At 58.7% G+C, this 22,686-nt stretch carries 23 protein-coding genes; 7 read left to right on the plus strand and 16 right to left on the minus strand.

Going from position 1 to position 22,686, the window contains the following annotated elements; genetic code table 11:
• Positions 1 to 71: 71 nt before the first annotated feature.
• Positions 72 to 626 (plus strand): magnesium transporter, encoded by a 555-nt coding sequence (locus KGA82_RS03220; protein WP_223449599.1) that lies wholly within the window; start codon positions 72 to 74, stop codon positions 624 to 626.
• 52 nt (positions 627 to 678) lie between these two features.
• On the opposite strand, the gene KGA82_RS03225 is transcribed toward KGA82_RS03220, so the two are convergent.
• From KGA82_RS03225 to KGA82_RS03245, 5 genes are read right to left on the minus strand one after another with little or no spacing between them, the layout of a single operon-like run.
• Positions 679 to 996: a cytochrome C oxidase subunit IV family protein gene (locus tag KGA82_RS03225; RefSeq protein WP_007988247.1), complete on the minus strand. Its 318-nt coding sequence runs from the start codon at positions 994 to 996 to the stop codon at positions 679 to 681.
• A 54-nt stretch (positions 997 to 1,050) separates the two neighbouring features.
• On the minus strand, positions 1,051 to 1,761 hold the full coding sequence (locus tag KGA82_RS03230; RefSeq protein ID WP_223449600.1) for a heme-copper oxidase subunit III family protein: 711 nt from the start codon (positions 1,759 to 1,761) through the stop codon (positions 1,051 to 1,053).
• Between the two features lie 6 nt (positions 1,762 to 1,767).
• Positions 1,768 to 2,460, minus strand: a complete 693-nt coding sequence (locus tag KGA82_RS03235; protein ID WP_008036190.1) for a cytochrome c oxidase subunit 3 — start codon at positions 2,458 to 2,460, stop codon at positions 1,768 to 1,770.
• Complete coding sequence (ctaD, locus tag KGA82_RS03240) at positions 2,457 to 4,232, minus strand: cytochrome c oxidase subunit I (protein WP_223449616.1); 1,776 nt, start codon at positions 4,230 to 4,232, stop codon at positions 2,457 to 2,459. The genes KGA82_RS03235 and ctaD overlap by 4 nt, the downstream gene beginning before the upstream one ends.
• A 43-nt stretch (positions 4,233 to 4,275) precedes the next feature.
• Positions 4,276 to 5,754 carry a cytochrome c oxidase subunit II gene (locus KGA82_RS03245; RefSeq protein ID WP_223449601.1) on the minus strand — a complete coding sequence of 493 codons (1,479 nt, stop codon included), beginning with the start codon at positions 5,752 to 5,754 and terminating at the stop codon, positions 4,276 to 4,278.
• A gap of 455 nt (positions 5,755 to 6,209) precedes the next feature.
• Between KGA82_RS03245 and KGA82_RS03250 the strand changes: the two genes are divergently transcribed.
• A complete protein-coding gene (locus KGA82_RS03250) occupies positions 6,210 to 6,548 on the plus strand; it encodes a hypothetical protein (protein WP_008036183.1) in 339 nt (112 codons plus the stop codon).
• Positions 6,549 to 7,161: 613 nt separating this feature from the next.
• Positions 7,162 to 7,428: a short-chain dehydrogenase gene (locus tag KGA82_RS03255; RefSeq protein ID WP_223449602.1), complete on the plus strand. Its 267-nt coding sequence runs from the start codon at positions 7,162 to 7,164 to the stop codon at positions 7,426 to 7,428.
• A gap of 298 nt (positions 7,429 to 7,726) precedes the next feature.
• On the opposite strand, the gene tam is transcribed toward KGA82_RS03255, so the two are convergent.
• A complete protein-coding gene (tam, locus tag KGA82_RS03260; RefSeq protein ID WP_223449603.1) occupies positions 7,727 to 8,497 on the minus strand; it encodes a trans-aconitate 2-methyltransferase in 771 nt (256 codons plus the stop codon).
• Positions 8,498 to 8,890: 393 nt separating this feature from the next.
• Between tam and KGA82_RS03265 the strand changes: the two genes are divergently transcribed.
• Together KGA82_RS03265 and KGA82_RS03270 are read left to right on the plus strand one after the other, a co-directional pair.
• Positions 8,891 to 9,394, plus strand: coding sequence for an inclusion body family protein (locus tag KGA82_RS03265; protein WP_008025740.1), 504 nt, complete (start codon positions 8,891 to 8,893; stop codon positions 9,392 to 9,394).
• A gap of 126 nt (positions 9,395 to 9,520) precedes the next feature.
• The gene (locus KGA82_RS03270; RefSeq protein WP_223449617.1) at positions 9,521 to 10,057 is read left to right on the plus strand and encodes an AidA/PixA family protein; all 537 of its coding nucleotides are present in this window, start codon (positions 9,521 to 9,523) and stop codon (positions 10,055 to 10,057) included.
• A 98-nt stretch (positions 10,058 to 10,155) separates the two neighbouring features.
• On the opposite strand, the gene KGA82_RS03275 is transcribed toward KGA82_RS03270, so the two are convergent.
• The 9 genes from KGA82_RS03275 to KGA82_RS03315 form a co-directional block, all read right to left on the minus strand.
• Positions 10,156 to 10,659 (minus strand): DUF4142 domain-containing protein, encoded by a 504-nt coding sequence (locus KGA82_RS03275; RefSeq protein ID WP_223449604.1) that lies wholly within the window; start codon positions 10,657 to 10,659, stop codon positions 10,156 to 10,158.
• A 73-nt stretch (positions 10,660 to 10,732) separates the two neighbouring features.
• Complete coding sequence (locus KGA82_RS03280; RefSeq protein ID WP_008025734.1) at positions 10,733 to 10,891, minus strand: KGG domain-containing protein; 159 nt, start codon at positions 10,889 to 10,891, stop codon at positions 10,733 to 10,735.
• Between the two features lie 118 nt (positions 10,892 to 11,009).
• Positions 11,010 to 12,359 (minus strand): bifunctional diguanylate cyclase/phosphodiesterase, encoded by a 1,350-nt coding sequence (locus KGA82_RS03285; RefSeq protein WP_008036168.1) that lies wholly within the window; start codon positions 12,357 to 12,359, stop codon positions 11,010 to 11,012.
• Between the two features lie 87 nt (positions 12,360 to 12,446).
• Positions 12,447 to 13,085 (minus strand): LysE family translocator, encoded by a 639-nt coding sequence (locus KGA82_RS03290; protein ID WP_008036165.1) that lies wholly within the window; start codon positions 13,083 to 13,085, stop codon positions 12,447 to 12,449.
• Between the two features lie 17 nt (positions 13,086 to 13,102).
• On the minus strand, positions 13,103 to 13,567 hold the full coding sequence (gene fos / locus KGA82_RS03295) for a fosfomycin resistance glutathione transferase (RefSeq protein ID WP_223449605.1): 465 nt from the start codon (positions 13,565 to 13,567) through the stop codon (positions 13,103 to 13,105).
• Between the two features lie 467 nt (positions 13,568 to 14,034).
• Complete coding sequence (locus tag KGA82_RS03300) at positions 14,035 to 15,366, minus strand: MFS transporter (protein ID WP_008025730.1); 1,332 nt, start codon at positions 15,364 to 15,366, stop codon at positions 14,035 to 14,037.
• Positions 15,367 to 15,539: 173 nt separating this feature from the next.
• A complete protein-coding gene (locus tag KGA82_RS03305; protein ID WP_223449606.1) occupies positions 15,540 to 16,466 on the minus strand; it encodes a hydroxymethylglutaryl-CoA lyase in 927 nt (308 codons plus the stop codon).
• Positions 16,463 to 17,656 carry a CaiB/BaiF CoA transferase family protein gene (locus KGA82_RS03310; RefSeq protein ID WP_223449607.1) on the minus strand — a complete coding sequence of 398 codons (1,194 nt, stop codon included), beginning with the start codon at positions 17,654 to 17,656 and terminating at the stop codon, positions 16,463 to 16,465. Before KGA82_RS03310 ends, KGA82_RS03305 begins: the two co-directional genes overlap by 4 nt.
• A gap of 224 nt (positions 17,657 to 17,880) precedes the next feature.
• A complete protein-coding gene (locus tag KGA82_RS03315) occupies positions 17,881 to 18,789 on the minus strand; it encodes a LysR family transcriptional regulator (protein ID WP_008025723.1) in 909 nt (302 codons plus the stop codon).
• Positions 18,790 to 19,032: 243 nt separating this feature from the next.
• Here KGA82_RS03315 and KGA82_RS03320 point away from each other — a divergent pair, with 243 nt between their 5' ends.
• Together KGA82_RS03320 and KGA82_RS03325 are read left to right on the plus strand one after the other, a co-directional pair.
• Positions 19,033 to 20,268, plus strand: coding sequence for an aminotransferase class I/II-fold pyridoxal phosphate-dependent enzyme (locus KGA82_RS03320; protein ID WP_223449608.1), 1,236 nt, complete (start codon positions 19,033 to 19,035; stop codon positions 20,266 to 20,268).
• A gap of 15 nt (positions 20,269 to 20,283) precedes the next feature.
• The gene (locus KGA82_RS03325; RefSeq protein WP_223449609.1) at positions 20,284 to 21,450 is read left to right on the plus strand and encodes a multidrug effflux MFS transporter; all 1,167 of its coding nucleotides are present in this window, start codon (positions 20,284 to 20,286) and stop codon (positions 21,448 to 21,450) included.
• Here KGA82_RS03325 and yiaY read toward each other — a convergent pair.
• Positions 21,447 to 22,595 carry an L-threonine dehydrogenase gene (gene yiaY / locus KGA82_RS03330; protein WP_223449610.1) on the minus strand — a complete coding sequence of 383 codons (1,149 nt, stop codon included), beginning with the start codon at positions 22,593 to 22,595 and terminating at the stop codon, positions 21,447 to 21,449. The two genes, KGA82_RS03325 and yiaY, sit on opposite strands and share 4 nt — an antisense overlap.
• Between the last annotated feature and the right edge of the window lie 91 nt (positions 22,596 to 22,686).

Genomic DNA, 22,686 nt, shown 5'->3' on the forward strand with positions numbered 1-22,686 from the left:
CGACTGCAAATTCCGGCAAACGGCTGCAAGACAAAGGAGGTCTACGGCAAGCACGGGATGGGAGGTGTGGCATGAATCGACACTATTACATCAGTGACAATCTCGACGACCTTGAAGCCGTTGAAAATGAACTGGAAGCCAACGGCATCAACTCCGAACAAATCCATGTGCTCAGCGAACGTGTGGCTGATGTTGAACAACATCACCTGCACGAGATCAACTCGCTGATGGAGCAGGATGTCGTTCACTCTGGCGAAATCGGTGCGGTGATCGGTTTGCCACTCGCCGCGTTGGTCCTTGGCGGCGCCTACTGGCTGGGCTGGACCGAATCCGTCGCAGGCTGGATGCCTTTTATCTTTCTCGCCGTTGTTATATTCGGCTTCTGCATCTGGGAAGGCGGTTTTTTTGGTATTCAGGTGCCAAACGCTCACTTCCGCAGTTTTAAACAGGTGGTAGAAGAGGGAAAACACATTTTCTTTGTGGACGTCGAGCCGAACCAGGAGCCGGTATTGGACGGGGTTATCGAACACCATCCACTGCTGAAGATCGCCGGCACGGGCACGGCAGCCCCTCACTGGACAGTCGCCTGGCTGCACAGGTGGCATCAGTTCAAACGAACGATATAACGGCATTGGTTGCCGATCAGTCCCCGGAGGCTCAAGGTCGTCCGGGCGTTTCCTATTGACCGAAGAAAATCACCCGGCTGAGAAACACATAGTCCGCCTCGGTGGCCATCAGTCCGACAAGCACCAGCAAACACAACGGTGGCACCAGGATGGCGTAGACCATGGCCAATCGCTCCCAGGCCATGTGCATGAAGATGGAGACGATCAAACCGGCCTTCAGCAACATGAAAGTGATGATCAGGGCCCAGCGAAGGTAGCCGTGGAAGTGAAAGTAATCGACCAGGTACGACAGGGTACTGAGGACGAATAACAGCCCCCAGATTTTCAGGTACAGGCTGATCGGATGTTGCTGACCTTGAGCATGCGCCATCATCAGTGCTCCTCTGCGGATCCTGCTCTCCCCTTCATGAACAGCGTCCCGGACTTACCATAAGTAGAAAAACGCAAAAATAAACACCCACACCAAATCCACGAAGTGCCAGTACAGCCCGGCTATCTCGACGTTTTGATAGTTTCCGGAGCGCTCATAATCGCCCCGCAATACTTTCCTCGCCACGATGCTGAGGTAGAGGGCGCCGATGGACACGTGCAGGCCGTGAAAACCGGTAATCATGAAAAAGCTGGCGCCAAATTGTGCCGCTCCCATGGGGTTCCCCCAGGGACGTACCCCTTCTGCGATGAGCTTGCTCCATTCAAATGCCTGCATGCCGACGAAGGTCACGCCCAAGGCAGCGGTCGCCAACATCAGGGCCGTGGTTTTCGCGCGATCACGGCGATAGGCATAGTTCACGGCCATGGCCATGGTGCCGCTGCTGCTGATCAGCACAAACGTCATGATGGCGATCAGAATCAGCGGAATTTCTCGACCGGCGATGGTCAAGGCGAACACTTCACTGGGGTTTGGCCAGGCCGTGGTGATGGTCATGCGAACCGACATGTAGCCGGTCAAGAAACAGGTGAATATAAACGTGTCGCTGAGCAGGAATATCCACATCATCGCCTTGCCCCAAGGGACCTGCTTGAAAGCCTCCTTGTCCGAGGCCCAATCATTGGCGATGCCTTGCCATCCTGGTGCAGACGGCGAGCCGAGGGTATTGGAAGAGCTTTCGCCTGGAGCTTGTGGATGCGATGCCATGGCTGATCACCTCAAGCCGCAGAGTCTGGCGATGGCTTCATAAGTCTGTGGCGTGCTGGTCAGCAAAGCGAATAACACAATCCACAGACCCAATAAGTAATGCCAGTAGATGGCACAGAGTTCGACGCTGGCGCTGAGTTGCGGCAACGGCACGCGACTCAGGAATCTGGCGACGGTCCTGCCCCAGGCAAACAACCCGCCCAGCAGGTGGAGCCCGTGCACACCGGTCAACAGGTAGAAGAAGCTATTGGCCGGGTTGCTGGCGACAAAGTAGCCCCAGGCGACAAACTGCTGCCAGACCCAGAACTGCCCCGCCAGAAAGGCAATTGCAAATACGCCTCCCACTACAAAGCCAATGACCGTTGCGTTCAGCCGGGCCTGGCGAGCGGCCATGCGCGCCCACTGCAACGCGATGCAACTCAACACCAGAAATGCCGAATTCACCCAGAGTTGCCATGGATTGGCTAACGGCGCCAAGGGCTCTGTCAGCGGTAGCCAGTCGGACATTTGTGAACGGGCGATAAATGCCAGCAGAAAGAGAAAGAACAACGAACTCACCACGACCAGAAACAGGCGCAGGCCTATTTTTGCGGTCTGGTTTCGATTGGCACCTTCAGCGGACTGAATCCCTTCGGGATCACGACTCCAGCTGCCGTTAGGGTCCGCGCCATCGGCGTTTTTCAACAGCAGTCTGTTCATGTTTTAACGTCCGCTGCCCGGGTTCCGGCACTGAGCTGCCGCATCTGTTCCAGCTCCTCGGCGGAGACTGTTTGCGGCACGAAATCCTGTTCGATCCCCGGTACGCTGTAGTCATAGGCCCAACGATGCACGACTGGCAGCTTCGCGCCCCAGTTACCGTGTATCGGCGGAGTGTTCGGCGTTTGCCATTCCAGGCTGGCTGCGCCCCAAGGGTTGCCGCCGGCGGGCTTGCCCTTGAAAGTGCTCCAGGCCAGGTTGAACACAAACAGCAACTGGGAAACGCCGACGGTCAAGGCCACCACCGTAATGAAAGCATTCAACTCTTGCGCCGACTGCGGGATGAACGCGTAGTTGTCATAAGCGTAATAACGGCGCGGCATGCCCTGGAAACCCAGGTAGTGCATGGGGAAGAAGATGGCGTAGGTACCCAGGAAAGTAATCCAGAAATGCAACTTGCCCAGCGTGTCATTCAACAGGCGACCGGTGACTTTCGGGAACCAGTGATAAATGCCGCCAAACACCACCAGTACCGGCGCGACGCCCATGACCATATGGAAATGGGCGACGACGAAATAGGTGTCCGAGAGCGGAATGTCCACGATCACATTGCCGAGAAACAACCCAGTCAGGCCACCGACCAGGAAGGTGACGATAAAGGCCAGGGCAAACAGCATCGGCACGGTCAGATGAATGTCGCCGTGCCACAGGGTCAGCACCCAGTTGTAGACCTTCAATGCAGTCGGCACCGCGATGATCAAGGTGGTGACGGCGAAGAAAAAGCCAAAGTACGGGTTCATTCCGCTGACATACATATGGTGCGCCCAGACCACAAAGCTGAGTACGCCAATCGCGATAATGGCCCACACCATCATTCGGTAACCGAAGATATTTTTCCGCGCATGGGTGCTGATCAGGTCCGAGACCAGGCCAAACGCCGGGAGTGCAACGATGTAGACCTCCGGGTGGCCAAAGAACCAGAACAGGTGCTGGAACAAGATGGGGCTGCCCCCTTGATGATCGAGTTGCTGCCCCAGCGAGATGATCGCCGGCATAAAGAAACTGGTGCCCAACAGTTTGTCGAACAGCATCATGACGGCGCTGACAAACAACGCCGGGAACGCCAGCAAGGCCATGATCGAGGCCATGAAAATTCCCCACACGGAGAGCGGCATGCGAAACAACGTCATGCCGTGGGTGCGCGCCTGCAACACCGTGGTGACGTAGTTCAACCCGCCCATGGTGGCGGCAACAATAAAAATCGCCAGAGAGACGAGCATCAGGACGATGCCCCACTCGACCCCCGGTGTCCCCTGAGTAATGGACTGTGGCGGATAGAGCGTCCAGCCCGAACCGGTGGGGCCGCCCGGGACAAAGAAACTGGAGAGCAACACCACGACTGCCAGCAGGTAAAACCAGTAGCTGAGCATGTTGACGTAGGGGAAGACCATGTCGCGGGCGCCCACCATCAGCGGGATCAGGTAGTTGCCGAAGCCCCCCAGAAACAAGGCTGTCAGCAAATAAATAACCATGATCATGCCGTGCATGGTCATCGCCTGGTAATAAGCACTGGCGTCCATGAACGCCAAACTGCCGGGGAAGCCAATCTGCATGCGCATCAAGCCGGACAGCACCACGGCGATAAGACCCACGAACAGCGCCGTCAAGGAATATTGAACGGCAATGACCTTGTGGTCCTGACTCCAGATGTATTTGGTCAGGAAACTTTTCGGCTCGTGCAGTGCATCTGTTTCGGCTTGCTCCGCATAGGCCATCACGTCATCCTCCGGCCGAAGTTTCAGTGTGTTTCTGGCGGCTTTACGGCGACTTCCCTGGCTCAGCCTTGCTCGATTCAGCGTCAGCATTCGCTTTGGATTTGATAAAAGCGATCAGGGCGTTCAGCTCCTTGTCGCTCGGCGTGAAGGGCGGCATGACAGCTGCGTAGCCCTTGACGATTTTGGCAGCGGGATTGAGAACCGAGTCTTTCAAATAGCCCTCATCGACCTTGATGCTCGTACCGTCGGCAAGGGTTTCTGCCTTGCCATACAGGCCCTGCCAACCGGGGCCGATACCCTTGCTGCCATCGACACTGTGACAGGCCAGACAACCGAGCGACTGCGCCAGCCGCTGTCCCTGTGCCACCAGGTCGTCACCTGAGCCCGACACGTCGCCGGTAGACGGTTCTTCGGCTGGCTGCCCGGCACCCAGCGATTTGATCAGGGTGATGAGAGCAGCCAATTCATCATCCTTGAGAGTATAGGCCACCATCACCGGCGGGTAGCCTTGCACCAGGCGGGCCTTCGGATCGAGGATCGACTCTTTGAGGTAAGCCTCATCGACCTGCACGCTGCTGCCATCGGCAAGTTGTTCGGTGCGGCCGTACAAGCCCTTCCATCCCGGGCCGAGACTGGCACTGCCATCCTGGCTATGGCAGGCATGGCAGCCGTATTGCTCGACCAGTTGGCGACCTTTTTCCAATACGCTGTCCCGACCGGGCCTGGCGGCCGTGGTCAATGTCTGCGCAAAGGTCGGCTGGCTGCCCAGCCACTGAGCGAAGGCGGCCTGGTCGACCACGATCATATTGCCGCGCATGTTGTAATGACCGACGCCGCAATACTCGGCACACAGCACTTCATACTTGCCCATGACAGTTGGCGTAAACCAGAAGTACGACACCATTCCCGGCACCATGTCCATCTTGCTGCGAATCTGCGGTATATAAAAATTGTGCAGAACATCTTTGGAGCGCAACAAGACTTTCACTGGTTGATCGACCGGCAGACGAACTTCATTACTTCTGACTATTACATCGTCCTGTCCAACAGGGTCCTTGGGATCAAGACCGAGTGGATTGACCGAATCAACAAGCTTGATATCCGACTTCCCCAACTTCCCGTCCTGGCCCGGAAAACGAAAAGCCCATTGCCATTGCTGGGCGACCACCTCTAGTTCATACGCATTTTTTGGCACCCGGATAAAATCGTTATAAACAACAAGACCCGGCGCCAACATCCCGGCAATCCCGATCGACGTCACGACAATCAACCAGAACTCCAAGCGTTTATTTTCTGGCTGGTAGGCGGCCCTGACGCCTTCTTTGTGACGGAAACGCATGACGGCCACCGCCATGAACACGGTGATGGCGATGAAAAATATGCCGCTGATTACCAGCGTGATGAACAGCGTGGTGTCTATTGAACCCCAATTGGAAGCGGGTGGTGCCGCATGCCAGGGCGCTAATAAATGGAAGAGCACGGATGCAATAACGATCAGGACAAGAATAATTGCCATTGCCATTTTGCCTTCTTCCTATTCCTGTCACTCATTGGCATGCATAAGCATCCCCACAGAACAGCAGCGTCTAATCACGACTCATCCGACGCCAAAACAGGCTGACCCAATACCACCTTTCGTCGTGGCAAAGTTCGCTGGAAGTATAGTTCATGGGCGCTACAGACGCTGTTGCTACAAGGCCCGCGCACCTGGATATTCCAACCTGGCCATCAAGCTGATTACTTAAAATCCATTCGCTATATCTAACTGTCTCTATTCAGTAACACCCCTTCAGACTAATAAGGCGCGCAGAGACATCGAGTAAGCGAAACGCGGTGGCCAGCTATAATTAGTATCTGTGTTACGCAGGCAGGGATCGGCTGAAAATGCCACTGAAGACGGTCCTTGTCGGGTATAGCGGTCAGACCCATGACGGCTAAGAGCTACAACGTCCAGCCGTCCACAACGGAGATTTCGTCATGAGTGCCTTGACGATCGAAGGCTGGTGCAAATTCAACGGCGCACAAAAATCGACCCCCATAGGTGAAATCCATTTTTACGTCGATGGCCCCCTCCACCGGGGCCTGGAAGAGGCTGAAGAACGCTTGCAGGAGACCCATGAAAAGGAAGCCATGGTTGACGTCGACATGAGCACCCTGGAGTTGATCTTGCCAGGGGGGTACGGGCCTTTGTCCGACTGCCAGATGCGCGTCTATATCCACAACGAGCGCGGCCAGTTTCATCTGGTGGGACATCGAGCGAGCGATGGCTGCCTGATCTACAGCAACGCGGTTTTGGTTGATCAGTTGATTGATTAGCGGCTAAGGGATTTTCGGTTCTCAAATGCGCGAAAGGGGCGGACGGAAAGAGTGGCGTCTGCCCTGTTTCATCAACGCGTCGCGACGATAAGGTGTCGGGTGGGGCATAGGAATAAATTAACGTTTTCACATAAAGTCGATGCTTTGTTAGCGTTTTTCTCGGGCCAGTAAAGGTTTTTTATGGGCGGGACTTGTTGGGACACTGACACTTCATCCTGAACGGCCAATCAACACCTGAAAAACCAGGGGTCAAGTACACGAATACTGGTGGCCAAAAAGTGGCCAATAGCTGAATAGGCAAGGTCCTACACGACACTGGGAATTGTCCGTAGACTTGTCCATTGCTGTGCCTTTGTCATGAGACCTATAGTCCGAACGCGCCCAAATGGCGTATCGGGTTTGGCGACTCGATAGCAAGGTACAGAAACCTCCGAGCCCGCTCGGAGCTTTTCTGAACGCACGCGGCTACCTGCTTTTTGGTGGCTGTGCGTGGGAGACCTTCGGGTCTGCCGGTTTGTGCCTTGTCCGGTTCGCCAACCCGCGTACAGCTGCCACCCTTTGTTTGGCGACAACGAGTGGTAGGAGACATAACTTCACTTCAAGGTAACCACTCATGAATGACTACATGGCTTTAACCAGCAACGCCGACGACCTCCCCACGTTCTACGTCAACACCACCCAACCACTGCATTCCCTACTCAGCTCCGCCCGCTACAGAATCGGCGCGGTAACGCAGGTCCTGGAAAACCTCGCGATGCGTGGTGAAATATCCACTGACTCAGTGATTCTCAGTGACTTCGCATTGCTCTGCGCCATTCCGCTGCGCGATGGCTGCGATGTGATGGATGTCATTGCGCGACGTATGGATACGGAAAAGTAGTGCCGTGATTTGAGGGCGTCTTTCGGGGCGCTCTCCGCATTTAACCGCCCCACGTATAGTTTTCGTATAGATCCCCGCCACCCAGTAAAGAAGCCGTAGCGCCCCCTCAAACCCGACCAAAAACCCCCTACCCTGCCCTCTCACCTTTCACGCAGAGAACAGCATGGACAATTCAGAGTTGGGGCTCATGATCATTTCAATGATCGGGTTATTCGGCTTTGCGTCGTTTCTTTTCGATTACTTGAGCACCAAGCGAAGGGACAGATGACGTTCAGCGTTATCCGTCCCTTTTCCGCATTTAGCGGGTCGCGACGATGAACAATCGCGGGAATGGCAGCAGCACCGAACCATCGCTCAGCGTCGGGTACGCCTGCTCGATAGCGGCGTGATATTGCTTGAGGTATTGCGCCTTTTCCGCGTCATCCAGCGGTTCGAGAAACGGCCGCAAGCCGCTGCCCTTGAACCACTCGACCACGCCCGACGCACCGCCCGCCAGCGGATGATGGTAGGTGGTGCGCCACACATCGACGCGCGCGCAGTGCGGTCGCAGCATCGAGTAATAGTCGCTGGCACTGGCCATTTCCGTGCGTTGCCCGGCGGCGTCCGCCAATTTGCTGGCCCACGGGCCATCGGCAGCGACTTCGCGCATCAGGCGATGGGACGGTTCGTTGAGGTTGTCGGGCATCTGAATCGCCAGGCTGCCACCGGGAGAAAGCTTGCTCACCAGAGCCGGCAGCAAATTCGCGTGATCGGGCAACCACTGCAACACCGCGTTGGCGAAGATCACGTCGAACGGACCGCTCTCGTTCCAGGTGCCGATATCCACGGTGTCGAATTGCACCTGCGGCAAGCGCTTGCGGGCGGCTTCGATCATGTCGGTCGAACTGTCGACGCCGCGCACCGTGGCGCTGGTGAAGCGCTCCACCAGCAATTCGGTCGAGTTGCCGGGGCCGCAACCGATGTCGATGGCCGAGCGTGCGTCAACGGGCGGGATCGCCGCGAGCAGATCCCGGGCCGGGCGCGTGCGTTCATCTTCAAAAGCGACGTATTGCTTGGCGGACCAACTCATTGCGTTCTCCTGTCGAAGCGTTGTCCGGGCCTTGGCCGACAACCGGTTCGCTACGATACCTCGCCCCACGCATCCCTCCCTATCCGACTTTTGGATGTTCTAAGGCTATGCAGGTCGTTTCTTATCGCCAAATGATCAGAATTCATAACCAGATCGACCGTTCGTCGAGCCATCGCCAAAGCAGTTTTGACAGCCTGAATTTCACTTCTATAGTCCAATCGCGGCCCGTCGGAAGGAACCCGAACCCGTTGGTTTGTACTCAAGGAGCAAGGCCAGCTCATGCCCGTGACAGGTGGGTTCCGTCCGTAGTGTTTGCGCAACGACCGCAAGGCAAGCAAGCGTTGTTGAGCCTGGAAAGATGCCAGGCATTCACTATGAACAAGGAGTTTCACTATGTCTCGAGTCACGGATGTACTGGTTTCCATCGACACCGAAACCATTCTGAAAAACTACCCGAACATCAGCAAAAACCCTGCTGCACCAACGCTGATCGACGTCAATCACGTGTACATGGTGACCAACCAGAACAACGTGGTGAGCGGCCAGGCCGGTGGCGAACTCAACTTGAAAGCCCAGGTGGGCGACCTGATTCGCTGGCGTGAAACCAGCCTGTCGCAGAGCTTCGAGACCGCAGTGATTTTCTACAAGTTCGTCGGCAATATCGGCCTCGACTTGATCTCCACACCCACGCCACGCAAGGCTGTCGCCTGCGTAGCCGTGCCCAACACCAGCAATCCATCAGTGCCCAGCTGCCAGAAAGTCGATAACCATTACTGGTCTTCGGAAACCCTGTCCAGCGGCAGCGTGACGTATCACTTCCACTTCCTGATCGTGGATCGCGAGTGCAAGATCGTCGGCTGCTGCTCGTGGGACCCGTTCATTACCATCCGCAACTGACGAGCGTCAGGCCCCTTGGCAACGAGGGGCTTTTGCTGACTGCGTTGCCGCCTCGACAGGAACGGAATGCCTTGCATAAACCGAAGCGGCTACCGTCAAGTGTCACCATCATGAAAGGAATCCATGATGACTTCCGAACCGATCAAATCTCCTTCCTCAAGCGTCGCGACTGCCAACAATGTGTTGCTGATTGTCGACGCCGAATCACTGCTTTTACGCTACCCGAACCCGAGTCTTGAGGCGGACAATCCGACACCCATTTCCGATGGATTCGTCTTCAGCATCAACGGATCGCCAGAACCACAAAGTACAACAAATGACAGCCTGATCACGTTGACCGCTGGCAGCGGTGCGACTTTCCATATCCGTGGAAGAACCGTCAGCTTGCTCGCTGAGCACAGTGTGGTGTTTTACGAGATGTCTGTGGGTGACGCCGGCGTATTGTCGCCGCCGGAACTGGTGGTACGGGGCAGCCTGACAGTGCCAGCACCCGACGCTGAAAACCCGACTGAACCGGGCACTCACCAGGCCGATGATCATTATTGGGCATGCACCCGACTCGCCGCCGGAGTTGAGGCGTGTGAGCTGCATTTCATGCTGGTTGATAAAAACTGCGAGGCGTTGGGGTATTTCAGTTGGGCGGTTGAAGTAAGGGTGCCCTGATCTGTAGGAGCCGGCTTGCTGGCGATGGCATCACCGCAGTTAATCAGCCACACCGCGTTGTCCGGATCGCCAGCAAGCCGGCTCCTACAGAAAGCGCGTCAGCAATCTGCTTGCAGCGCCCTGGCCATTTGCAGGTGGTTCTGCAGTTTGGGCAGGGTTTCTTCAGCGAAGGCTTTGATTTCCGGTACGTCGGTGGTCTGCGCCTCCTGCTCCAGTTGTTCGATGGCTTCCTGCGTGGTTTTCACCTGGCTGGCGGCGTATGCCTGATCAAAAGAATCGCCCTCCTGCACTTGCGGCATCAAGGCTTTGGCCTTGTCGACCACCTCTTCCCGTGGCGCCACCGGCAGATCCAGTTGCCTGGCGATTTTCGCCAGGTGCTGGTTCGCAGTGGTGCGGTCGTTGATGACGATGATGGTGAAGTCCTTGATCTCTTTGGATTCGGATTTCTGGTGCGCCAGGCGACTGGCTTCGATGTCGGCCATGCCTTTGGCCGAGGCATCGTTGATGAATTCGGCGGGGGACTGGGCAAAGGCACTGCTGGCACACAGGCCCAGTAACGTGGCAAATCCGGCGCTGCATAATCGGGTGGCCATCTGGCTCATGGTCGCGCCCTCCTCTCTATAAATTCAAACGGGAGCTTTCGCTCCCGCCTCTCAATCAAAACCACTTTCACCACTACTTGGATTTCTGGCCACCTTTGCGGCCCATGTCGGGTTTCAAAGGTTCTTTATCGACAGTCGTGGTGGTCGTTTTCCCACCTTTGCGACCGGCTTCAGACGCCTTCGTTCGATCGTTGGCGAAACTTCCCGAGTTCGAGTTTCTTGAGTTAGGCATGATTCTCTACCTCTTGGTGATGATCGCAGCGAGCAGGAGCCCGCATAGGATCTGAATTTCCATCACCGCAAAGGTTTAAAAAAAAACGGGATCGACGCGACGAACGGTGCCGTGGTTTTCAGGCCCCGAGTCGCAGGTGATGCTGGCGTTTGGCTGTGTACATCGCCTCGTCGGCATGGCGGAACAATTGCTTTTCTTCCGTGCCATGCTCGGGAAAATGCGCGACGCCGATGCTCAATTGAATGTTCAGGCTGTGCCCATCCAGCCGCAGCGGTTGCGCGAGGATATGACGGATTTTGCCCGCCACGCTGTCGGCATCTTCCGAGGCCTGAATGGTGTGCAGCAGCACCACGAACTCATCGCCGCCGATGCGCGCCACGGTGTCGGTTTCCCGCACGCAGCCTTTCAGGCGATTGGCGACCGCTTGCAGCAGCATGTCGCCGACTGCATGGCCGTGGGTGTCGTTGACTTCCTTGAAGCGGTCGAGGTCGACGTACAACAGCGCCATGCGCCCGCTTTCCGACTTGGCCAGTGCCAGTGAGGCTTTCAGCCGGTCCCGGAGCAACTCGCGATTGGGCAGTTGGGTCAGTTGATCGTATTGGGCCATGCGCTGCAGTCGGGCGTGCAACTGCTTGCGCTCGATGGCGGTGGCGACCTGGGCACACACGAACTGCAACAGTTCCTTGTCTTGCTCGGTGTAGCGCTCGCCGCCCGCCACGCTTTTGACGATCAGTGCGCCGATGGTGCCTTTCTGGGAGTTCAACGGCACGCCCAGCCAGCACGGCGAATGCTGGCCCGTGACCAGCGCCTCGAATCCGGCGGGGGTGTTTTCCTGATTCGGGGTCAGCAGGATCGGTTGACCGCTGCGGATCACTTCGGCACACAAGCGTCCGGTCACCGTTCCAGGCTGTTCGGGTTGCTGCTCGTTGTCGTCGACGTGGTAAGGGAAATTGAGCTGCGCGCAATGCTCGTCATACAGCGCCACGGAGAAGTTCAGCGCCGGCAGCCATTCACCGATGATCAGGTGGATGCGCTTGAACAACGCCAGCAAATCCTCCGCCGCGTGGGCCGCTTCGGAGATCGCGTACAGCGCCGCTTGTCGGGACTCGGCCTGCTTGCGTTCGGTGATGTCACGGGCCACGGCGATGCGCAGTTGATCGACTTCCGACCAGCGTGCGGACCACAGGATATGCACCACCCGGCCATCCTTGCGCACGTAGCGGTTTTCGAAGTTGAGTTTGGGGTCGCCGCCCATGATCTCCCGCGCGGCGTCGAGGGTGCGCTGGCGGTCGGCGGGATGCACCAGTTCGATCATCGGCTGGCCGACCAACTCGTCAGGCGTGTAGCCGAAAATGCGCTCGCAGGCCGCGCTGACAAAAACAAAGCGACCCTGTTTATCGACCGCGCAAACGGCGTCCAGCAGTAGATCGATGTAACTCGCCGACGGCGCGGAATTTCTGGTTGCCATGGTGCAGAGAGCATGTCCGAACAATGCAGCAATAAAGAACCATCCCTGACCAGTGATGATGCCGCTGACGCGTCCCTGCGATCAGTTTCAAGCCTTGTTCGGCATCAGCCCCGGCAAGGCATGCACCAGGGCGTTGATGGCGAAACCGATAAACATCACCCCGCACAACCGGGTGATCGCCAGTTCATGCCGTTGATACAGGCTGCGCACCTGCCGTGCACCGACGATGCCAATGAGGATAGCGTAGGCGATCAAACCGCCAACGAAGCTCAGAACGATCAGCCACGGCAACATCGACCAATGCAGCAGTTCCGCACGACTGGACAGCAACGCCGTAAAAGTCGCCACCGCCACCGGGTAAGCTTTGGGATTGGTCAGACCGAACAGAATGCCGTGCCAGAATGGCTGCCGCGCCGGGCCTTGCGGCGCTTCGGCGCTGCTGCGTTTGGCCCGCACCGCGCGCAAACCGAGCCAGAACAGATAGAGCCCGCTGAGCACGCCCAACACGTCAAACGCAGTGCTGCCGATTTCCCGCGCACCGACAATCGCGATCAGCGCGGTACTGCACCAAACCACGTCCCCGAGCAAATGCCCGCACAAAAAGCCTGCCCCTGCCCTTCGTCCACGCGCTGCACCAATACCGAACACCGCCAAAACGCCGGGCCCGGGCGTGATGCCGTAGATAAAGCCCGAGGCGAGAACGGCCATGAGCAGCGATGGGGTCATCGGGAAATCCTTTTGTACTATCCGGTGAATGGGCGCAAGTCTATATCAGGTCCCGGGGAATCGACTGACTGATCGTCGAAGAACTTCATTCCTGCATACGGCCGCTGACGACAGGCGGCCAATCGCGACGCCAGGTCGCCGACATGGGCTTCGAGCTGGTGGCCGTCGGGGTCGAGGAAGTAGAACGACGCGCCTTCGCTGCGGTTTTCGCGCCATTCGCGGACGTTGGCGGCACGAAGACGTTCGACGAATGGCAGGAAGCCGGATGCGCTGATGCTGAAGGCGTAATGGGTGTAGTCGGTGGCGGGTTCGGCGTTGCGCAGGGGATCGAGGGAAAGGCACAACCACAGGCCGGGTAGCGAAAGATAGGCGCCGGAGTCCCATGTGGCTTCGAGCTGAAGCTGCAGAATGTCGCGATAGAACGCCACGCTGTGGTTCAGGTCGGTGACGGCGAGAGTCAGGTGGTTGAGGCCGGTTAGCAATCTGATTACCTCGAACGTCGAAAGACAGGCTGTGCAATATCTCCTCCTCAATCCGCTCATACAACCCGTTCAACGTCTGATTCAGGACCAGATCCCTTGTATGAGCTGGCTTGCCAGCGATTGCGGTCTGAGATTGCAATGCGGTTTTCGAGGGACTCATCGCCGGCAAGCCGGCTCCTACAGGGTTGTGCGTGCTTTGGGAGCGATTGTTATTACCTGAACGCCGCGGTCTTGTAGGAGCCGGCTTGCTGGCGATAGCGGTCTGGGATTGCAATGCGGTTTTCGAGGGCCCCATCGCCGGCAAGCCGGCTCCTACAGGGTTGTGCGTGTTTTGGGAGCGATTGTTATTACCTGCACGCCGCGGTCTTGTAGGAGCCGGCTTGCTGGCGATTGCGGTCTGAAGTTGCAATGCGGTTTTCGAGGGACGCATCGCCAGCAAGCCGGCTCCTACAGGGTTAGGTACTTCCCTAGAACTTGTCGAGTGTGCGCAGTTTTTGCGGCAATCCCCACAACAACAGCGCAACCGCGATCAGCGCGCAGACGCCGATGACGTACAGCGCCGGGGTGGTGCTGCCGGTCAGGTCTTTGATGCGCCCGACCATGACCGGGCTGACGATGCCGCCGAACTGGCCGAGGGTGTTGATCACCGCGATCCCGCCCGCAGCCCCTGCGCCGGCACCGGCCAGCAGTTTCGGGGGCAGGGTCCAGAAGCTCGGAATCGAGGCGATGATCCCGGCGCCGAGCAAGCCCAGCGCGACGATCAGGAAAGTCGTGTGGTTAGCGAAAATCCCGGCACAGAAGAACCCCAGCGCGCCCACCGCCACCAGCCCTGCGACAAACTTGCGCCGCTCGCCGGTCGAGTCGGACAACCGCCCGATCACCACCATGCTGATAGCGCCGCAGATGTACGGAATCGCCGTCAGCAAACCGATCATCACCGGGCTCTCGGTGCCTGCACTGCGGATCAGTTGCGGTGCCCAGAAGTTCAAGCCGTAGGACGCCACCTGAATCAGGAAGTAGATCAGGCCCAGCGTGAGAAAACCGGGAATCCGCAGTGCGGCGAGCAGCGAGCCACCGCTCTTGTGCGGTTCGTGGTGGGCGATGCGGCTGGCCAGCAATGTCTTCTCCGACGGTGTCAGCCAATGGGCATCTTCGATGCGGTCCTTGAGCAAAGTCAGCACCAGCAAACCGAGGCCGATGCAGGGCACGCCGCCGAGCAGAAACAGCCAATGCCAGCCGCGCATGTCCAGGAAACCATCGAGGTGTTGCAGCACCAACCCGGAAAACGGTGCACCGACCAGCCCGGCAAATGCTGATGACAGGAACAGCATCGAGGTGATGCGTCCACGATAATGCTGCGGGAACCACAGCGTCAGGTAATACAGGACGCCCGGCGCAAAACCCGCTTCCATCGCGCCGATCACGAAGCGCAGCGCGTAGAACTGCCATTCGCTGTTGACGAAGACCATCGCCGCCGTCGCAAGGCCCCAGGACATCATGATTCGCGCGATCCAGCGCCGGGCACCGACCTTGTACAGCATCATGTTGCTCGGCACTTCGAAGATCACGTAACCGACCACGAACAGCCCGGCGCCGAGGCCGTATGCGGTGTCGCTCAGGCTCAGGTCGGCCTGCAACTGGAACTTGGCGAAGCTGATGTTGATGCGGTCGAAAAAGGCGAACAGGTAGCAGACCATGATCAGCGGCATCAGGCGCCAGGCGACTTTGCTGACCAGGGCTTTTTCTTCGTCGTGGCTAACGGACGGGCTCGCGCCCGCCTCCAGTACATTGAGGCTCATGGTGCTTTCTCCAGGCGGACTTCCCGTGGGTGTCCGATTGTTTTTGTTGTCTGGTGGATATCGCTTTGTGTAGGAGCCGGCTTGCTGGCGATATGGCCGGCCCATCCAACATAGATGTCGCCTGACCCACCGCTATCGCCAGCAAGCCGGCTCCTACAGGGGTGTTGGGTGGGTCAGGAAGGCACCGGGTGCAGGTCGCAATTGCGGCCGGCCTTGGCCAGTTGGCCGGGGACTTCGTGGCCGAGCAGCGCGGGTAATCCTCGCGACAGATTCAGCAACAATGGCAGATCGATGCCGGTGTGAATACCGACTTCATCGCACAGGTTGACCAGGTCTTCGGTGCAGATATTGCCCGAGGCGCCGGGGGCAAACGGGCAACCACCGAGCCCGCCGAGGGCCGCGTCGAAGCGTCGGGCACCCGCCTCGTAAGCCGCCAGCACATTGCACAAGCCGAGGCCGCGGGTGTTGTGGAAATGCAGGGTCAGATCCGCTGGCGAAACCCGCTGCAACACCCGCCGCACCAGCCGATCCACCTGCCGTGGATTGGCCATGCCAGTGGTGTCGGCCAAGGTGACGCCCTGAATCCCGAGTTCCTGATATTCATCGACGATTTGCAGCACGCGGTCCTCATCGATCTTGCCCTCGAACGGGCAACCGAAAGTGGTGGCGATGCTGCCGTTCAATCGAACCTTGGTGTCACCCACGTATTGCACGATCTCGCCGAATGCGGCCAATGAAGCCTCGCAACGCATGCGCATGTTGGCCAGGTTGTGAGTCTGGCTGGCGGACATCACCAGGTTCAGCTCATCGGCGCGGCACGCCAACGCCCGTTGCGCGCCCTTGAGGTTGGGGATCAACGCAACATAGATCACCCCCGGTTGGCGGGTGATGCCCTTGAACACCAGCTCGCCATCGCGCAGTGCGGGAATGGCCTTGGGCGACACGAACGAGCCGGCTTCGATGCGGCTGAATCCAGCCAGTGACAGCTGATCGATCAACGCGATTTTGTCGACCGTTTCCACCCAGGTCGGCTCTATCTGCAGGCCGTCGCGCGGGGAGACTTCCTGAACGATCAGGCTCTCGGAAAAATCAGTGATCATTGCACCACCCCTTCAGTTTTCAGGCGTTCGATGTCCGCATCCGTCAGGCCCAGCCCCGCGAGAATCCCGTCGGTGTGCTGGCCCAGGCTTGGCCCCGACCAGTTCACACCCCCGGGGGTTTCGGAAAGTTTGGGCACGATGCCCGGCATCTTCACTTTCGCACCACCGGGCAGGTCGGCGCTGAGCAACATGTCCCGCGCCTGATAGTGCGGGTCGGCGACGATGTCGGCCACGGAATAGATGCGTCCGGCCGGTACTTCAGCGGCTTCCAGTGCCGCCAGCACGTCATCGATGGGCAGGCTGCTGGTCCAGTGGGTGATGGCGGCGTCGAGCACGTTACTTTTCAAGGCGCGGCCATCGTTGTGAGCAAACTCTGGCGCTTCGGCCAGATCGCGACGACCGATCACGTCCATCAAACGCTTGTAGATCGGGTCGCTGTTGCCGGCGATCACCACGTAGGCGCCATCGGCCGTCAGGTAGGTGTTGGACGGCGCGATGCCCGGCAAGGCACCGCCGCTGCGTTCGCGAACATGGCCGAGCATGTCGTATTCCGGCACCAGGCTTTCCATGACATTGAACACGCTTTCAGCCAGCGACACATCGACCACTTGCCCGCCGCCCTGCCCGGTCTTGACCCGCAGCAGCGACATCAACGCACCAATCACCGCGTGCAAAGACGCCAGGGAGTCACCGAGGCTGACACCAACCCGCGCCGGCGGCGAACCGGGGGTGCCGGTGGTGTAGCGAATGCCGCCCATGGCCTCGCCGATGGCGCCGAAACCCGGGCGGTCGCGGTAGGGGCCGGTCTGGCCGTAACCGGAAATGCGTACCAGCGTCAGGTTGGGATTGAGCGCGTGCAGCACGTCCCAGCCCAGACCGAGTTTTTCCAGGGCACCGGGGCGCAGGTTTTCGATCAGCACGTCGGCGCTGGTCGCCAGTTGCTTGACCAGTTCGATGCCTTCGGGGGATTTCAGATTCAGCGCCAGGGACTTCTTGTTGCGCGATTGCAGGTACCACCACAGCGAGGTGCCCTCGTGCAGTTTGCGCCATTTGCGCAGCGGGTCGCCCTGGCCCATGGCTTCGATCTTGATCACTTCGGCGCCGAACTCGGCGAGCATGCGGGCGGCGAACGGCGCGGCGATCAGCGTGCCGATTTCGATCACTTTGATTGCGCTCAGGGGGGCAGTCATCGCGAGGTACCTCTTATTCTTGGAATATGCGCCAAGGCTAGAGGAGCGAGGGGAATGGAATCCAACCTTCAGTTGGCAACGAGCGTTCGCCAAACGCGAACGCTCTGGAAGATTGTCGCGACCTCAGGTCAGTCTTCGCGGGCAAGCCTCGCTCCTACAGGTTTGCGAGATCCCTGTAGGAGCGAGGCTTGCCCGCGAAGGCGCCGGACCTGCCAACAATAATCTCAACCCTGCCCGCGCAACTGCTCAAACAACATCCGGCTCACCGGCGACAACGCCGCTTCATCGCGCACGACGATGATCAACGCCCGATCCGACCAGTCATCCGTCAACGGCACCGCATGCAACCCCAGCGCCCGGCCAAACAACTCGTAAGCCTTCTGCGGCAAAATCCCGATGCCCATGTTGGCCTGGACCATCCGGCACATCGCATCGAACCCCGGCACATGAATCCGCAGCCGCAGCACTTTGCCCGCCTGACGCGCGGCTGCGTGGGTGCGCATGTTGATGGAACTGGCGGCGTGCAGGCCGACGTAATCGCTGTCCAGCGTATCGGCGAACGCCAGGCTGGAACGGCTGGCCAAGGGATGATCCGGCAGCATCAGCACCACCAGTTTGTCCTGGCGATACAACACGCTGTGCAGACCTTTCACATCGCTGTCGCTGGAACAGATCCCGAGGTCCGCCACGCCATCCAGCACCCCTTGAATCACCCCGCTGCTGGGGCGTTCTTCGAGGTCGGTCTTGACCTGCGGATGACGTTCGGAAAAGTCCCGCAGGTCTTCCGGCAGGAATTGAATGATCGCCGACAGGTTGGCGAGCATCCGCACATAGCCGCGAATACCGTGGCTGTGCTCACCCAACTCCAGGCCCATTTTCTCGACGTTGAACAACATCTGCCGAGCGTGGTGCAACAGGGTTTCGCCGGCCGGTGTCAGGGTCATTCCCTTGGCCTGACGCACAAACAGACTGATGCCCAGCGCCTCCTCCAACTCCATCAACCGCTTGCTCGCCGCCGACACCGCAATCGCTTCGCGCGCAGCGGCACGGGTCAGCGTGCCTTCTTCGTGGACGGCGACAAACAGTTGAAGGGTCATCAGATCGAGACGGCGGATCAGGCTTTTTTGCAGCATGGAGGGCTCGATGGTTTGGGGAGTGGCTGAATCGGGAGGATAGCCCGGTTTTTGTGCAACTCGGCAAAGCATTTGACCCACAACCTCACGAGGCATCGCCCTACACACTTATCTCTTGTAACACTCAGGTATACCGGAAACGGCTGATTCAAAGCCCCTGACCACACGCTGTAAAGTCTGGAAACGTACACCGCTTGCTTCAAAGCAATGGATCGCTTCGCACTCAAGGAAAGAAACGCACACATGGACCAGACAGCGCACGCGGCAAACACCTTTACCAACTATCGAAAACTCGTCTCGCTAGCCGATCACGACTGGGAGACCGCTGAAGCCGGGAAAATTGCGGGGCTGAATGTTGAGGTCAAAAGCCCAAACCAGATGGTTGACCAGTTCGGGCGCTCGTTCCATCACTTCTGTACCACGTCCTATTTAGGACTGGATCATCATCCCGCCCTGCTTGAAGGCGCCATGACTGCGTTGCGGGAAGTCGGCACGTTGCGCATTGCCAACTCAAAAAACCGCTGCAAACTGGCCGCTTTGGAACGGTACGAAAGCGAACTGTCGGAGTTGTTCGGCGCTACCTGCCTGAGCACCCTGTCATGCAGCGCCGCAAGTGCAGGGATACTGCCAATGCTCGCCAGTGGTGTATTTACGCAAAACCGGCCTCCGCTGATGGCGTTCGACCGACTGGCCCATTATTCGATGAACCACTTGAAATCGGCGTGTGCGGATGAAACCCGGGTGGTGACGTGCCCGCACAACGATATGGATTTCGTCGAAGACCTGTGTAAACGACACGCCAACGTTGCGTACATCGCCGACGGTGCGTACAGCATGGGCGGAGTCGCAGACATGAACAGCCTTTTGTACCTTAAGGAACGCTATGGGCTGTTTCTCTATCTGGATGATTCCCACGCACTTTCAGCGGTTGGAACCTTCGGTGCCGGTCTCGTCCGTCCCTGGATGAACGCCCTTGATGAAGACAGCCTGATCGTCGCGTCCCTGGCCAAATCGTTTGGCGCCAGTGGTGGACTGGTGATGCTCGGCAGCGATCGGCACAAGACCCTCATTCAGCGTTATGGCGGCCCCAGCAATTGGTCGCAAAGTCTGAACAGTGCAGCGATTGGTGCGGGCAGAGCGTCCATCCAGTTGCACCGCACACCGGAGTTCGCTGCATTGCAGGAAAAACTTCAGGTTAATATCCGGCTCTTTGACACGCTGATTCGAACCGCACAATGCGGCAGCAACATGGCCATTCGACTGATTCGCTGCGGTAAAGCGTCGTTGGCCAATAGCGTTGCCATTGAACTGGCCAATCACGGATTCTTTACCTCAGCCGTATTTTTTCCGGTGGTTGCACAAGGCAATGCTGCTATCAGAATCACTCTGCGTGCCGACATGGAGCCGGTGTTGATTCGCCAGTTTTGTGAACGCGTGACCGAGCTGTTGCACTCACACGCCGCAGATGTCAGCGACTGAAGCCAGGGAACATTCATGAAGAGCAGCACCACCCTCCTCGTCACCTGCAGCACGGTTTTTCTCGCGCAGTTAGGCATGAGCATTTACCTGCCGGCGCTGCCGGAGATGGCTCGGTATCTGTCTGCCGACGCCTCGCAGGTTTCGTGGGGACTGGCCGTGTATCTGATCGGCATGGCGCTGCCGATGCTGTTCTGGGGCAGCCTTGCTCAGCGCATCGGCCGAAAACCGGTGCTGCTGGCGGCGCTTGGTATTTATGGGGTGGGCAACCTTGCGCTGCCCTTGGGCCAGACGCTGGAATCCTTTCTCTTTTTCAGACTGGTTCAGGGCATCGGCGCCAGCGGAATTTCGGTCATGGCCCGGGTGTTGATCCGTGACAGTTTTCGTGGCGACCTGTTGGCCAAAGCGCTGTCCTGGCTTTCGATTTCTTTCGTGGTGGCGCTGGGGATCGGCCAGTACCTGGGGTCGGTCATCCAGGTCGCGTTGGGCTGGCCGGCGATTTTCTACCTGCTGGGCAGTGTGAGTCTGTTGTTGGCGATGGTCGTGGCACGGGTCACGTTCCCGGTGCGGGTGGAAGACACCGTTCAGTCGTCCGCGTGGCCGAGCTATTGGCGCATTCTGCGTGATCGGGCCTTCCTGCTGCCGGCGCTCACCGGCGGGCTGGGTTATGGGGTGATCATCGCCTTCAACACCGCGGCGCCGCTGATTCTGCAAGGACCGTTCAACTGGTCGGCCGTGGAATACGGGCTGTTGGGCTGGCCCATCAGCGCGGGGTATTTTCTCGGGGCATGGGCGGTCAACGGTCTGGTGCTGCGCACAGGTCAGCGTCGGATGATGACGGCGGGGGTGGGGCTGGTGCTGGCCGGCAGTGCGGTGATGTTGCTGGGGAGCATCGCCGGAACTTCGATTGCGCTGTTGTTCTGGTTGCCTTACTGCGTAGCGGTGTTCGGCCAGTCGTTGAATTACCCGATCAGCCTGGCGCTGGCCAACGACGGTTCGCCGGTCGGCGGTGCCTATGCGATGGCGTTGAGCGGGTTCATCCATCAACTGATGGCTGCCGTCATCGGTGGTATCGCGAGCCTGATCGCCAGCCAGCAGGCATGGCCGTTGTCACTGTTATGCACGTTGCTGGCCCTGGGCGCGATGCTCTGCGTGATCATCGCGCCCGGCCGTAAAACCGCTTAGAACGCGCTGCGGAAAATCTCCTCGATCTGCCGCTGATCCGCTGCACGTGGGTTGGTCACGCCGCACGCGTCTTTCAAGGCGTTGCTGGCGAGCGTCGGGATGTCGTTGAGCCGGGCGCCGAGTTCACGCAACCCGGCGGGGATTTCCACATCCCTGGCCAGGCTGCGGATCGCCGTGATGGCTGCCTGCGCGCCCTCTTCCGGGCTGAAGCCGCGAATATCGGCGCCCATTGCGTGGGCCACGTCGGTCAGGCGCTCGGCGCACACCAGCGCGTTGAAGCTCTGCACATGCGGCAACAGCACGGCGTTACAAACGCCATGGGGCAAGTCGTAGAAACCACCCAACTGGTGCGCCATGGCATGCACGTAGCCAAGGGACGCATTGTTGAACGCCATGCCCGCGAGGAACTGTGCGTAAGCCATGTTTTCCCGTGCGGCCAGGTCGTTGCCATCGCGCACGGCCAAGCGCAGGTTGCTGCTGATCAGCGTCATCGCCTTCAGCGCGCAGGCGTCAGTGATCGGGTTGGCGGCGGTGGACACGTAGGCTTCGATGGCGTGGGTCAGCGCGTCCATGCCGGTGGCGGCGGTCAGGCTCTTGGGCATGGCGACCATCAGCGCCGGGTCGTTGACCGATAGCAGCGGCGTGACGTTGCGGTCGACGATGGCCATTTTCACGTGACGGGTTTCGTCAGTGATGATGCAGAAGCGCGTCATCTCGCTGGCGGTGCCGGCGGTGGTGTTGATGGCGATCAACGGCAGTTGCGGCTTCTCGGATTGATCGACGCCTTCGTAATCGCGAATCTGCCCGCCATTGGTCGCGCACAACGCGATGCCTTTGGCGCAGTCGTGGGGCGAACCACCGCCCAGCGACACCACAAAATCACAGCGACTTTCCTTGAGCAGGCCCAGCCCGCTCTCGACGTTGGCGATGCTCGGGTTGGGCTTGGCGCCGTCGAAGATGACCGAGTCGATGTCTTTCATTGCCAGCCTCTCGGCGATCATCGCAGCCACGCCCGCCTTGGCCAGCCCGGCGTCGGTGACGATCAGCGCCTTTTTAAAACCGTACTTGCCGATGGCGTCCATGGCCTCGTCGAGGCAACCAATACCCATGATGTTCACGGCGGGGATGAAAAACGTGCTGCTCATGGCGAATCTCCAGGTCTGGGCCGTATCGGTGGTTCGATCCGGCGGATACCCACAGGATCGACCCATCGGCGCGGCGTTAACTTGATCTGGC

The organism is Pseudomonas sp. BF-RE-22 (assembly GCF_019956155.1).
Classification (GTDB): Bacteria; Pseudomonadota; Gammaproteobacteria; order Pseudomonadales; family Pseudomonadaceae; genus Aquipseudomonas; species Aquipseudomonas migulae.

Excerpts from the sequence above, each read along its gene's own strand:
- KGA82_RS03220 (WP_223449599.1), top strand. The coding sequence starts at position 72 with ATGAATCGACACTATTACATCAGTGACAATCTCGACGACCTTGAAGCC.
- KGA82_RS03225 (WP_007988247.1), bottom strand. The coding sequence starts at position 996 with ATGGCGCATGCTCAAGGTCAGCAACATCCGATCAGCCTGTACCTGAAA.
- KGA82_RS03230 (WP_223449600.1), bottom strand. The coding sequence starts at position 1,761 with ATGGCATCGCATCCACAAGCTCCAGGCGAAAGCTCTTCCAATACCCTC.
- KGA82_RS03235 (WP_008036190.1), bottom strand. The coding sequence starts at position 2,460 with ATGAACAGACTGCTGTTGAAAAACGCCGATGGCGCGGACCCTAACGGC.
- ctaD (WP_223449616.1), bottom strand. The coding sequence starts at position 4,232 with ATGGCCTATGCGGAGCAAGCCGAAACAGATGCACTGCACGAGCCGAAA.
- KGA82_RS03245 (WP_223449601.1), bottom strand. The coding sequence starts at position 5,754 with ATGGCAATGGCAATTATTCTTGTCCTGATCGTTATTGCATCCGTGCTC.
- KGA82_RS03250 (WP_008036183.1), top strand. The coding sequence starts at position 6,210 with ATGAGTGCCTTGACGATCGAAGGCTGGTGCAAATTCAACGGCGCACAA.
- KGA82_RS03255 (WP_223449602.1), top strand. The coding sequence starts at position 7,162 with ATGAATGACTACATGGCTTTAACCAGCAACGCCGACGACCTCCCCACG.
- tam (WP_223449603.1), bottom strand. The coding sequence starts at position 8,497 with ATGAGTTGGTCCGCCAAGCAATACGTCGCTTTTGAAGATGAACGCACG.
- KGA82_RS03265 (WP_008025740.1), top strand. The coding sequence starts at position 8,891 with ATGTCTCGAGTCACGGATGTACTGGTTTCCATCGACACCGAAACCATT.
- KGA82_RS03270 (WP_223449617.1), top strand. The coding sequence starts at position 9,521 with ATGACTTCCGAACCGATCAAATCTCCTTCCTCAAGCGTCGCGACTGCC.
- KGA82_RS03275 (WP_223449604.1), bottom strand. The coding sequence starts at position 10,659 with ATGAGCCAGATGGCCACCCGATTATGCAGCGCCGGATTTGCCACGTTA.
- KGA82_RS03280 (WP_008025734.1), bottom strand. The coding sequence starts at position 10,891 with ATGCCTAACTCAAGAAACTCGAACTCGGGAAGTTTCGCCAACGATCGA.
- KGA82_RS03285 (WP_008036168.1), bottom strand. The coding sequence starts at position 12,359 with ATGGCAACCAGAAATTCCGCGCCGTCGGCGAGTTACATCGATCTACTG.
- KGA82_RS03290 (WP_008036165.1), bottom strand. The coding sequence starts at position 13,085 with ATGACCCCATCGCTGCTCATGGCCGTTCTCGCCTCGGGCTTTATCTAC.
- KGA82_RS03300 (WP_008025730.1), bottom strand. The coding sequence starts at position 15,366 with ATGAGCCTCAATGTACTGGAGGCGGGCGCGAGCCCGTCCGTTAGCCAC.
- KGA82_RS03305 (WP_223449606.1), bottom strand. The coding sequence starts at position 16,466 with ATGATCACTGATTTTTCCGAGAGCCTGATCGTTCAGGAAGTCTCCCCG.
- KGA82_RS03310 (WP_223449607.1), bottom strand. The coding sequence starts at position 17,656 with ATGACTGCCCCCCTGAGCGCAATCAAAGTGATCGAAATCGGCACGCTG.
- KGA82_RS03315 (WP_008025723.1), bottom strand. The coding sequence starts at position 18,789 with ATGCTGCAAAAAAGCCTGATCCGCCGTCTCGATCTGATGACCCTTCAA.
- KGA82_RS03320 (WP_223449608.1), top strand. The coding sequence starts at position 19,033 with ATGGACCAGACAGCGCACGCGGCAAACACCTTTACCAACTATCGAAAA.
- KGA82_RS03325 (WP_223449609.1), top strand. The coding sequence starts at position 20,284 with ATGAAGAGCAGCACCACCCTCCTCGTCACCTGCAGCACGGTTTTTCTC.
- yiaY (WP_223449610.1), bottom strand. The coding sequence starts at position 22,595 with ATGAGCAGCACGTTTTTCATCCCCGCCGTGAACATCATGGGTATTGGT.